Raw genomic sequence first — 10,966 nt, 5'->3', positions numbered from 1 at the left:
CCCTTCTAGACCGCCCAGCAGAGCGGATTTTGTTTGGTAGGCGCGATTGGACTCGAACCAACGACCCCCACCATGTCAAGGTGGTGCTCTAACCAACTGAGCTACGTGCCTGCTGTGGGTCGGCATTCTACGGATATCTGAATGTGTGTCAACCTCTTTTTTTGCGCTAACCCCATGAATACGCGTATTTTTTTTGACTCCTCTGTGGGGCGTGATTTCAACGCTCACTGGTGGCTGGATTTCTTCTGAGGTAGGATCCTGACGCCCGTAAAAAATACAGAACGGAGGTTGCAGGATGACGAACACGCCCTATCCACAGTCTTATTACGCTGCGTCCGCGAATATCGCCCCGGAACGCGCACGGCTGGACGGCGATGTGGACACTGACGTCTGCATCATCGGCGCTGGGTATACCGGCCTGTCCAGCGCCCTGTTTCTGTTGGAGCATGGCTATAAGGTTACGGTCCTGGAGGCGGCCAAGGTTGGCTTTGGGGCGTCTGGGCGCAACGGTGGCCAGATCGTTAACAGTTATAGCCGTGATATCGATGTGATTGAGCGCACCGTCGGACCCAAGCAGGCGCAGTTACTAGGGCGCATGGCGTTCGAGGGCGCGACGATCATTCGTGAGCGGGTGGATAAGTACAACATCAAGTGCGACCTGAAACAGGGCGGTGTCTTCGCGGCCATTACCCCCAAGCAAATGGGCCATCTGGAAGCACAGCAAAAACTGTGGGAGCGCTACGGCCATACCCAACTGGAATTGCTGGACAAGCGCCGCATCGGCCAGGCTATTGGCAGTGAGCTGTACGTGGGTGGCCTGCTGGATAAAACCGGCGGCCATATTCATCCGCTCAATCTGGCGTTGGGCGAAGCCGCTGCGGTTGAGTCGTTGGGCGGTGTCATTTATGAGCAATCGGCTGCGATTCGGATCGAGCGCGGCGCCAGTCCGGTTGTCCATACCGAGCTGGGCAAGGTTCGGGCGCGCTTCGTGATCGTGGCCGGCAATGCCTACCTGGGCAATCTGGTGCCGGAGTTGGCGGCGAAGTCTATGCCGTGTGGCAGTCAGGTCATCGCCACCGAACCCCTGAGCGATGAGTTGGCAGCCAGCCTGTTGCCTCAGGACTACTGCGTTGAAGACTGCAATTACTTACTGGACTACTATCGCCTCTCGGCCGACAAACGCCTGATTTTCGGCGGCGGCGTTGTGTATGGCGCGCGGGATCCCGCCGACATTGAAGCGATCATTCGCCCAAAAATGCTCAAGGCGTTTCCGCAGCTTAAGCAGGTGAAGATCGATTACGCATGGACAGGAAATTTCCTGCTAACGCTGTCGCGCTTGCCCCAGGTCGGGCGACTCGGCGACAACATCTACTACTCCCAAGGCTGCAGTGGTCATGGCGTGACGTACACGCATTTGGCCGGCAAGGTGCTCGCCGAAGCCTTGCGCGGGCAAGCTGAGCGTTTCGACGCATTTGCCGGCCTGCCCCACTACCCGTTTCCTGGCGGACAGTTATTACGCACCCCTCTTACTGCCTTGGGCGCGTGGTATTACGCGCTGCGGGATAAAGTGGGGGTTTGATCGCAAAATACCTGAGCCAACCTGTTGGCGAGGCGGTGTATCTGACAAACCGCGATAAATGCGTCGCAAACACATTAACGCCTACACAACCTGTGTAACGTCCTACCGTTACTGTGCCCTCAACGCTTTGGCCGCTTCACTGGCGGCCTGTTCTTGTCCGGCCTGGCTCAGATCCTTCGCCGCGCTCAGCCAGCGTTGCTGATCTACCTGTGCCGGAAGCTGACGCGGGCCCTGGATTAATACCGCCCACTGCCCGGCGTCTTTCCACGCCGAGTTAAAGCTGCTGAAACTCATCAACAGCCGACGGTTCATGCCGGCATGCAGCATGACCGTTTGTTTGTTGCGATTGTAGCCAACCAAAATGGCGTAGCGTGGCTTAGACCACCACGCAGAGCCTTCAGTAATACGCAGCATGACCGGGAACCCGGCGGAGACTTGCGTCAACAGCGCGTCCAGCTCTTTATCCAGCGGATAAACCATGAAGCCATACTGGCGCGCCAGGTTTTGCATGTTCTGTTCAAGCTTGCCTTCGTCGCCTGGCAACTGCAGCGGCTTATCCAACAACCCTGGTGTGATGATTACGCCCTGTTGCGACAACATGGCGGCCAAAACGCCCGGGCCACTCTGATGGATATTGCCCCTGAAGAACGGCACCGAATTCAATTCGACCCGATCCGGCAAGCGCTGCATCGCTGGGCTTACGCCACTGGAACAGGCCGAAACAGACACTATCAGAGCCAGAACCAGGCTAACTCGCGTGGATGTGGTAGCACGAAATCGAGGTAATACCCGCAGCATGTTCACTCGCTCAAACTAACGCCGGACTACCGCTACCCGGCCTGGACAGCGATCATAAGACGCCTCAAGCCCGGGGTATAGCTCGATATCTATAGTTTTTCCGGTTGGATAGAGCAAAACAGTCCTGCCTTCGGGACCGTTGGTCAACAGACAGAAACATACCCTCCACTAGACTGTCCTCTATAGAGACGCAGACCGTCAGAACCGTCGGGGGATTGTATGAGCCTGGGAATGACAATTGTGATGCTGATCGCCGCTTGGCTAGCAGTGGCTTTGGCCATGTTGTGGGGGGTGATGCGAATCTCTCGCCGCCATCACCCACGTGCTCAGCCCACTGCTACTGAAAATGCTCAGTTCGGAACCAGCGGTCCCCGCCCACGCATCAGTTAGCTGCCTTTTTGCGCCTGGATTTGCGCGACAACATATTCAACCCTTCAATAACCGCCGAGAACAGCATGGCTGCGTAGATGTAGCCCTTGGGTATGTGCATGCCGAAACCGTCGGCGATCAGGGTCATACCAATCATGATCAAGAAACCCAGCGCCAGCATCACGATGGTCGGATTGTCGTTGATGAACTTTGCCAACGGTTCCGCAGCAACCAGCATCACCACAACCGCAGCAATCACAGCGATCATCATGATCGGCAAATGCTCGGTCATGCCCACAGCGGTAATGATGCTATCGATGGAGAAAACCATGTCCAACAATAATATCTGGCCGATAGCAGCAGCAAAGCCCAGGGTTACGCCGGAACTGGTGGCCGTTTCATCCACGCTGTCGTGGGCAACGCTATGGTGAATCTCGGTGGTGGCTTTCCACAACAAGAACAGACCACCCGCGATCAGGATCATGTCTTTCCAGGAAAATACCTGGCCGAAAACCTCAATTACCGGCTCGGTCAGCCGCACGATATAGGCGGCGGTGCTAAGCAACGCCAAGCGCAAAATCAGCGCCATGCTGATGCCGATGCGCCGGGTTCTGGCCCGTTGATGCTCGGGTAATTTGTTGGTAAGAATCGAGATGAAAATCAGGTTATCGATGCCCAGCACGATTTCCATCACCACCAAGGTTGCCAAGGCAATCCAAGCCGTAGGACTGGCAGCCAGTTGTAAAAGATATTCCATGTATGAGAACCCTGATTCAGCCTGAACGTTGATGAATGAGCCTGAACATAAGGCTAAATGACAGTGCGCATTCTAAGCAGACAAATACATCAGTAAAATTCGTATTTCTACCGTATATACTTCGGTTTTTACGAATCGGCGATCACATGCTTAATTACAGACAACTGCATTACTTCTGGGTAGTGGCAAAAACCGGCAGCATTGTCCGCGCTTCGGAACAGTTGAACCTGACCGCACAAACCATCAGCGGGCAAATCAGCCTGCTGGAGCAGACGTATGGCATCGATTTGTTTCGCCGGGTCGGTCGACAATTGGAGTTGACCGAAGCTGGCCGCGTCGCCCTCCCCTACGCTGAACAAATGTTTCAGCTCGGCGGCGAATTGGAAGCATTGCTCCGCGCCCAGCCCGACGAGCAACAGATTTTGTTCCGCATCGGTGTCGCGGACGTGGTGCCTAAATCCATCGTGTACCGGCTGATTGCGCCCACCATGGAATTGGCTGAGCCCATTCGGATTACCTGCCGTGAAGACAAGCTGGAGCGTTTGTTGGCTGACCTGGCCATCCAACGCCTTGACCTGGTGATTTCCGACAGCCCGATGCCCTCGCACTTGGATATTAAAGGCTATAGCCAGAAGCTGGGCGAATGTGGCGTCAGCTTTTTCGCGACCACGGAGCTGGCTGAACGTTATGGGGCAGACTTCCCGGCCGGTTTGCAGGGTGCGCCGCTGCTTGTGCCGGGTCAGGACACGGTGGTACGCAGTCGCTTGATGCGCTGGTTTGCCGAGCAAAATATTCGACCGCGTATCGTTGGCGAGTTTGATGACAGCGCGCTGATGAAAGCCTTCGGCAAGTCTGGCAGCGGCATTTTTATTGCGCCCAGCGTGATCGCGGACGAGGTCCGTGCGCAGTATCAAGTCCAACTGATCGGTCACACCGAAGCGGTAACCGAATCTTTTTACGCGATTTCGGTTGAGCGCAAGATCAAGCACCCCGGCATTGTGGCCATTACCGAAGGCGCTCGACGGGAGCTGTTCACGGCGCTGGACTCAGCGGCACCGGTTTGAAAAACATCATCCACAGGGCCAGCAAAATCGACAGCAGGATAATCCCTGCCGCAGCGAATCCCAGGCTGTCGAGGCCAAGATGATCGATGACCCGCCCACCAATGATTGCGCCAACGCCAATACCCAGGTTGGCCCCGGCAATATTCAAGGAGGCAGCAAAAGCCGGTGCATGGGGCGCAGCCTTCATTAACCGGACATGGCTGACCAAAAACAATGCCGCCTGGGTAATTCCCCAAATACCCAAGGCCAGCGCCAGGCCCAAGACCGAGTGCATGCTCGGCACGACGGCCACCATCCCGGTGATCATAAAGGCACTGAACACCAGGCTCGCTATCAACGGATGGTGATCAACCATGCGCCCGCCCATTGAGTTGCCAAGTAAACCTACAGCGCCAAAGCCCATCAAGCACCAGCCCACCACCGTACCGTTAAAGCCAGCCAGACGCTCGAGCATGTCCGCCAGGTAGGTGTAGGCGGTGAACATCCCGCTGAAGACCAGTACCGACAGCAACACGTGACCAAGCATCAAAGGACTTCGCAGAATTTTGAACTGGCTTAAAAGCGACACTGGCGCTTCGTGCTTATGGGTGACCGGCAAGTAAATCCACAGCAACAAAGCCTTGCCAAAGGCCACCACGGCGAGAATTGCAAAAGCGCTGCGCCAGCCAAATGCGTCCGAAATCAGGGTGCCCACAGGAATACCGAACACAGTCGCACAGACAATACCGAAGCCGATCTTGGCAATGGCGCGCCCGGCGTATTCGGGGCCGACAATGTCCACTGCCGTTTCACTCGCCAATGCCCAGAACACCGGCAAACCCAACGCGGGCAGCAGTCGTGCGCAGGCCATGACCTCAATATTCGGCGCCAGCGCTGCCAGCACATTAGAAAAACCGAAGATGACCAAGATGGTGACAAAAAGGCGCTTGCGCTCAAAACGCGCGAAGTACGCGGTGAGGAACGGACCGAAAGTAGCCACGGTGAATGCGAACAACGTCACCAGCAGGCCGGCTTGCGACACGCTGATCTCCAGATCACGGGCGATGGCAGGCAACAGACCGACGATGACGAACTCTGTGGTCAGCACGGTGAAGCCAGCGGCCGACAACAGCAAAATAGGGAACAACATGAAAACTCCAAAGCGACGACACGGATCAGTCCAGGGACGATCCGTAGGGGATTGCGCCTCGTCTCCGACACCGCGCTGTACGCAGGAAATACAGAGCCTGTAGGAGCTTGCCGGAGGCTGCGATAAGCCGGGATCGCGGGCGACCGGCACGACCTTCAGCGGTATCAAGAAAGCGACCGGTCCCGGTCGATCACAGCCTTCGGCAGCTCTTACACACATCGAAGCTCAACGGTGTAGCGTATTTAATAAATCAATACGAACCCATGAAGTCGCGCTTGCCGACTTCAACGCCGTTGTGACGCAGGATCGCGTAGGCAGTGGTGACGTGGAAGAAGAACTGCGGCAGGCCATAGCCCAGCAGGTAAGTCTGAGCGTCAAAGCGTTTTTCTTTCGGCGTGCCTGGACGGGTGATGATCTCGCGATCTTCCTGGCCATTGATTTGCTCAGGCTTAATAGTGGCGAGGAAATCCAAGGTCTTGGCGATCAGCGCCTGCAAATCGGCGAAGGATTTTTCCGAGTCGTCATATTTAGGTGCATCAATGCCCGCCAGGCGAGACGCTGCGCCTTTGGAGAAATCAACAGCGATTTGCACCTGGCGGACCAGTTGAAACATGTCCGGGAACAAGCGGGCTTGCAGCAATGCATCAGGCTCGATGGATTTAGCAGTGACGTGCGCATCAGCCTTGGCCAGAACGTCGCTCAACGCGGAAAGCATTTGCTTGAAAACCGGGATAGAAGTTGCGTACAGGGAGATAGTCATGACAAGTCCTGAATTTAAGGTGCGTGATTATAGCCATGGTGGCCAGGGAAGCGGCTGGTCTTTTGTTTCGCCACGGATTCAAACAATAGCGTTTAAGCCCCTTGAAAGGGTTCGTTTCACGCCGACAGGAAACTGGTTTGGATAATTCTCAATAAAATCAAAAAGGACGCGCTTGATTATGCGGAAGACGTCAGTATTGGCGACACTCCGTCCTGAGGGCCTTCCAGACTTTGTCTGAGCAGGCGCGTTGCCAAGCGAACTGGATGAACTATGGTTTTAACTGTTAGTAAGGGGCCAGAAGACATGTCTACCGATTCAGCCGAATCCGCTGAAAAGCTGCAGCTCACCAGCGCCGAATTGCGCATCCTGGGCTGTTTGATTGAAAAAAAAGCAACCAGCCCCGAGACCTACCCGCTGACGCTTAACGCTGTGGTCACCGCCTGCAATCAAAAAACCAGCCGCGAACCGGTGATGAACCTGACCCAAGGCCAGGTCGGTCAAAGTCTGCGGGCTCTGGAAGGTAAAGGCTTTACCAGGCTGGTCATGGGCAGCCGCGCCGATCGTTGGGAGCACCGGGTCGACAAGGCGCTGGAATTGGTGCCGGCGCAGGTAATCCTCAGCGGCTTGTTGTTTTTACGTGGACCGCAAACGGTCAACGAACTGCTGACCCGCAGTAGCCGCATGCATGAATTCGAAGACGTGGAGCAGGTTACTCACCAGTTGGAACGCTTGATTGCCCGTGGTCTGGCAACGCTGCTGTCGCGTCAATCGGGCCAGCGCGAAGACCGTTACATGCATTCGTTGGGCGATCCCGACGACATCGAAGCGATTCTCGCTGCGCGGCATTCCTCGCCGGAGCGCTCTACAGGCGGCACGATCGCAGCATCGGCGGAACGCATGGACGAGTTGGAGGCACGCATCGCCGCGCTGGAAGAGCGCTTGGCAAGGCTGGAATAGCCCCGCATATCAACAGCTTATCGGCTTTCCATTGCGTACTTCAGCAGGTGCGCGATAATAGCGCTCAGATACGTTCAGACACACTTACACAATCTTTACTCACGCGTTTCGCAGATTGCTGCAAAACGGCTGTCTTAGAAGTATCCCGTGGCAGTGCTTGAGAGTAACGCAAGCTCGCGACAACGGGATTGAAAGTCGAGGAATAGTCATGATTCGTCAAATCCCCAAGGTTGCCCTGTTAATAGGTGTCCTAGCAATCGCAACCCAGGCGTCAGCCCATGGTGGCGGCGGCTGGGGTCCGGGTCTTGCGGTAGGCGCGGTGGTTGGTGCTGTTGTCGGTAGCGCCGTAGCTTCTCAACCCCGGACAGTGTATGTCCAACCACAACCGGTCTACGCGCCACAGCCGGTTTACTACCAGGCTCCACCGCCTCCGGTTTATTACCAACCGGTCGTAGTAGCTCCCGGCCCTGGTTACTATCGCCCTGGGTATTACGGTCCACCCCGCGGCTACTATGGTCATCCACGCGGATATGGTTACTAGGAATACGAGTAGTGGCACTAATACTGGCCCCGCCCCTCCAAAGGGCGGGGCCATTTTTTTGCGTCCAGATTAGCGTGTTACAGGTCGCAGGCAAGACAATGGGTCAATAGGCCGTCAGTCATTATTTACCACATCGCTATGAATTCCCGGCCATGGGTAAAGGTCTACAACTTTGCGACTCTGTACGATGGTTGGTTACTGTTTATCTCATACTTCATAACAATAAGGACTCCCGATGCCCACTCAACACCCCTACCGCGCGGCGGGTTTATGCACGTCGAACAAAGTGTATTGCGCACTCACTGAGCTCAAAAGCCTTGAAGGTCATCGCAGCGCAAAATTCTTGTCGTTGCTGGCTCAAAATCTGGTTGAGAAAGGAATTATCAGCGATCACGAAGTGATGGATATGCTTGATCAAGTGGTCGATTAATCGAAGAAGCCCGCTCTTTATGCTGAATAAAGGACCTCGCTAGCATCAATGTCGACTATCGAGAGCGGTGATTATCCCTCCTTCCACTGGCGCCGTAGAGTAGCGCCATAGATTGATGGAGGCACTTATGAATCAGGTCCAAATAATGTCGGTCATTGGCAGCGCAGTTCCAGCCTCGCTCAGAGAGCTCGGCCTGCTGGCTTGCTGGTACCTGGTGCAGAACGGCGAACCCGTCTCTGGCCCGTTCGAAACATTGCCGGCGGCCCAGGCCTTATCGGAGAAATACGAAGCACGCCAACTCAGTGCCTGATGGGATTTTGCCCCGCCAACCCCGGTTTTTAACGATCACGTTTCACCCTGTATCGTGCGTTGCTCCGCACATCCCCTTGCCCGCATCCCTGATGCGGGCTTTTTTATGCGTATCAAAAGCCACAACGAATCAAACGCGCTCCGCCATCGTCGCGTTGACCTGGGCCTTGTGTGTCAGCTTTTGCAGGCGCTTATCTAAACTCATTAACACTCCACGATCTGCCCGACCACTTTCCAACTCGTCAACTAACTCGTTAACCACTTGGCGAAGTTCGTGGGCGATCACCACACGGTCGTCATTCAAATCTTCTTTATGAGATTCAAACAAACGGTGCAGATAATCTTGCAATGTATGCTGCAAACGGTGGCGGTCTGTTGCGCGCAAGTGGGCCAGATTCACGCTGATTTTGGTCAACAACTCGTTCAGCTCTGCGCACAAATACTGCATTCGACGTGAAAACCCTATTTCACGCTCACGCAGGTGTTTGTGTTTTGCGATCGCATCCTGCCTTTTTTGAATCGCAGGGACAGTGATCGCCACCATCAAACCGATGATCAGGCTAACTGCCTGGATCCATCCGGCCCAGTCAGCGGGCCGCTGGAACGCGCCAACCCCAAGCAAAAGCACCGCAACCACAGCCGCCACTGTCACCAGTACGACGTAATCCTTGCTGATAAAACCCTTGGGCATTGCTTGACTCCTGAATCGTTGAGAGCACTTTGGTATCAATTGGCGAAGGATGCTAATCGTTGCGTCCGCCAGACACCACGGATATCGCTGATTCCCACAGCAATTCTGGCTTTTTTGGTCTATAAAAGCGTACAACCGTGGTTAACAGGCATTCAACTCACAACACGTATCGACAGCGCACAAAGCTACTCATAAACTGGACGAGGTTTTATAGACACCCCGTGCTAAACGGCATATCCATTATCAGTGAGCCTCGCTCGTGAAAATTCGTCATTCCATTTTTAGCCTATTATTTCTATTTACAGGCACCGCACTCTCTCAAGGTGCTTCAGCAAACGAACCTGCCCCCTTTAATCGTGACCCTTCACAACTTCACTTGGCGTCTGGCAGTGCCATGGTCGTCGACCTGAAAACCAACAAAGTATTGTTCGCCAATAATCCGGATGTGGTTGTGCCCATCGCTTCTGTCACCAAATTGATGACAGCCATGGTTACACTCGATGCCAAACTGCCCATGGATGAAATGATCCCAGTGTCGATTGTCGACACCAAAGAAATGAAAGGTGTGTTTTCCCGCGTCAAACTCGGCAGCGAGCTTGATCGCAAAAACATGCTTTTGATTGCGTTGATGTCATCAGAGAACCGCGCCGCGGCAAGCCTTGCCGCCAGTTACCCGGGCGGCTACAACAAGTTTATTATCGCGATGAACGCCAAGGCGAAATCCCTAGGCATGAAACAAACGGTATATGTCGAGCCTACCGGCTTGTCGATTTATAACGTGTCCACCGCCCGCGACCTGAGCAAGCTGGTCCTCGCTGCTCGCCAATACCCGATGCTGAGCGAACTGAGCACCACGCCAGACAAAACCGTGACCTTTCACAAACCAACCTACAGCCTGGTCTTCAACAACACCGATCACCTGATCAAGAATTCCCGCTGGGACATCAAACTGACCAAAACAGGCTTCACCAATCAGGCAGGGCACTGCCTCGTGCTACTGACCACCATGGCTGATCGTGAGGTGTCAGTGGTGATTCTCGATGCGTTCGGTAAATTCACCCACTTCGCCGATGCTGGTCGTATGCGTAACTGGATGGAAACAGGTAAAAGCGGCCCGGCGCCGCAGGTGGCAGTGCTGTACAGGAATGAGAAAAACCTGACCATGAAGCAGATCGGCATTCAGGCCAAAGAATAATCTCGCATGATGGCGGTGTATCACACAGCCATCGCCGCCGGGTTAATCACACCGCTCGTTCTCAAATGGATGAACTTTCAAACGGTTTGATTTGTCATTCACTGTGGCGAAAATATATCGCCAGGGTGTAGAGAAGTTTGGCAAAAGCGCGAACCGTGGGCTAAAACTCTTTTACCAACGGTTCGATAGGAGCTGTTCTTGCGTTCATGACTGGAGATGATAAACCATGCTTTTCAAATGGTTCCTGGCAACCCTGCATCTCTTGGCGTACGGGGTTGCGCTCGGGGCGGTACTGAGCCGCGGACGCTCTCTACGGCGGTTGAATAGAACCAACCCGTCCAAACTTCGGGATGTGTTTGTCGCGGATAACTTCTGGGGAATTGCCGC

Annotated in this window: 12 protein-coding genes and 1 tRNA gene; 7 read left to right on the top strand and 6 right to left on the bottom strand. The window is 54.7% G+C overall.

What is annotated here, in order from left to right; genetic code table 11:
• Positions 1-34: 34 nt before the first annotated feature.
• A tRNA-Val gene (locus tag JWR17_RS21205) sits at positions 35-111 on the bottom strand.
• Positions 112-295: 184 nt separating this feature from the next.
• Here JWR17_RS21205 and JWR17_RS21200 point away from each other — a divergent pair.
• Positions 296-1,579, top strand: coding sequence for an FAD-binding oxidoreductase (locus JWR17_RS21200; protein ID WP_299834511.1), 1,284 nt, complete (start codon positions 296-298; stop codon positions 1,577-1,579).
• A 108-nt stretch (positions 1,580-1,687) separates the two neighbouring features.
• Here the strand turns inward: JWR17_RS21200 and JWR17_RS21195 are convergent, their stop codons facing one another.
• Both JWR17_RS21195 and JWR17_RS21190 read right to left on the bottom strand, forming a co-directional pair.
• Positions 1,688-2,377, bottom strand: coding sequence for a PA2778 family cysteine peptidase (locus tag JWR17_RS21195; RefSeq protein WP_299834509.1), 690 nt, complete (start codon positions 2,375-2,377; stop codon positions 1,688-1,690).
• Between the two features lie 382 nt (positions 2,378-2,759).
• Positions 2,760-3,503 carry a TerC family protein gene (locus tag JWR17_RS21190; protein WP_299834508.1) on the bottom strand — a complete coding sequence of 248 codons (744 nt, stop codon included), beginning with the start codon at positions 3,501-3,503 and terminating at the stop codon, positions 2,760-2,762.
• 146 nt (positions 3,504-3,649) lie between these two features.
• On the opposite strand from JWR17_RS21190, the gene nhaR reads away from it, so the two are divergent.
• On the top strand, positions 3,650-4,567 hold the full coding sequence (gene nhaR / locus JWR17_RS21185; RefSeq protein ID WP_299834506.1) for a transcriptional activator NhaR: 918 nt from the start codon (positions 3,650-3,652) through the stop codon (positions 4,565-4,567).
• On the opposite strand, the gene JWR17_RS21180 is transcribed toward nhaR, so the two are convergent.
• Together JWR17_RS21180 and JWR17_RS21175 are read right to left on the bottom strand one after the other, a co-directional pair.
• On the bottom strand, positions 4,536-5,696 hold the full coding sequence (locus JWR17_RS21180) for an MFS transporter (RefSeq protein WP_299834505.1): 1,161 nt from the start codon (positions 5,694-5,696) through the stop codon (positions 4,536-4,538). The two genes, nhaR and JWR17_RS21180, sit on opposite strands and share 32 nt — an antisense overlap.
• A gap of 250 nt (positions 5,697-5,946) precedes the next feature.
• Positions 5,947-6,456 (bottom strand): DUF1993 family protein, encoded by a 510-nt coding sequence (locus JWR17_RS21175; RefSeq protein ID WP_299834503.1) that lies wholly within the window; start codon positions 6,454-6,456, stop codon positions 5,947-5,949.
• Positions 6,457-6,759: 303 nt separating this feature from the next.
• Between JWR17_RS21175 and JWR17_RS21170 the strand changes: the two genes are divergently transcribed.
• From JWR17_RS21170 to JWR17_RS21155, 4 genes are all read left to right on the top strand, one after another.
• Entirely contained in the window at positions 6,760-7,413 is a 654-nt protein-coding gene (locus JWR17_RS21170) for a DUF480 domain-containing protein (protein WP_299834502.1), read from the top strand.
• Positions 7,414-7,621: 208 nt separating this feature from the next.
• Positions 7,622-7,954, top strand: a complete 333-nt coding sequence (locus JWR17_RS21165) for a hypothetical protein (RefSeq protein WP_299834500.1) — start codon at positions 7,622-7,624, stop codon at positions 7,952-7,954.
• A gap of 235 nt (positions 7,955-8,189) precedes the next feature.
• A complete protein-coding gene (locus tag JWR17_RS21160; protein ID WP_299834498.1) occupies positions 8,190-8,384 on the top strand; it encodes a hypothetical protein in 195 nt (64 codons plus the stop codon).
• A gap of 127 nt (positions 8,385-8,511) precedes the next feature.
• Positions 8,512-8,694 carry a hypothetical protein gene (locus tag JWR17_RS21155; RefSeq protein ID WP_299834496.1) on the top strand — a complete coding sequence of 61 codons (183 nt, stop codon included), beginning with the start codon at positions 8,512-8,514 and terminating at the stop codon, positions 8,692-8,694.
• Positions 8,695-8,823: 129 nt separating this feature from the next.
• Here JWR17_RS21155 and JWR17_RS21150 read toward each other — a convergent pair whose 3' ends face one another.
• Positions 8,824-9,384 (bottom strand): hypothetical protein, encoded by a 561-nt coding sequence (locus tag JWR17_RS21150; protein WP_299834494.1) that lies wholly within the window; start codon positions 9,382-9,384, stop codon positions 8,824-8,826.
• 259 nt (positions 9,385-9,643) lie between these two features.
• Between JWR17_RS21150 and pbpG the strand changes: the two genes are divergently transcribed.
• Positions 9,644-10,579, top strand: coding sequence for a D-alanyl-D-alanine endopeptidase (gene pbpG, locus JWR17_RS21145; protein WP_299834493.1), 936 nt, complete (start codon positions 9,644-9,646; stop codon positions 10,577-10,579).
• Positions 10,580-10,966 lie beyond the last annotated feature (387 nt).

It is taken from the genome of Pseudomonas sp. (genome assembly GCF_028293835.1).
Classification (GTDB): Bacteria; Pseudomonadota; Gammaproteobacteria; order Pseudomonadales; family Pseudomonadaceae; genus Aquipseudomonas.
The sequence above is the reverse complement of the archived record's forward strand: the minus strand, read 5'-3'. Positions and strand labels throughout refer to the sequence as shown.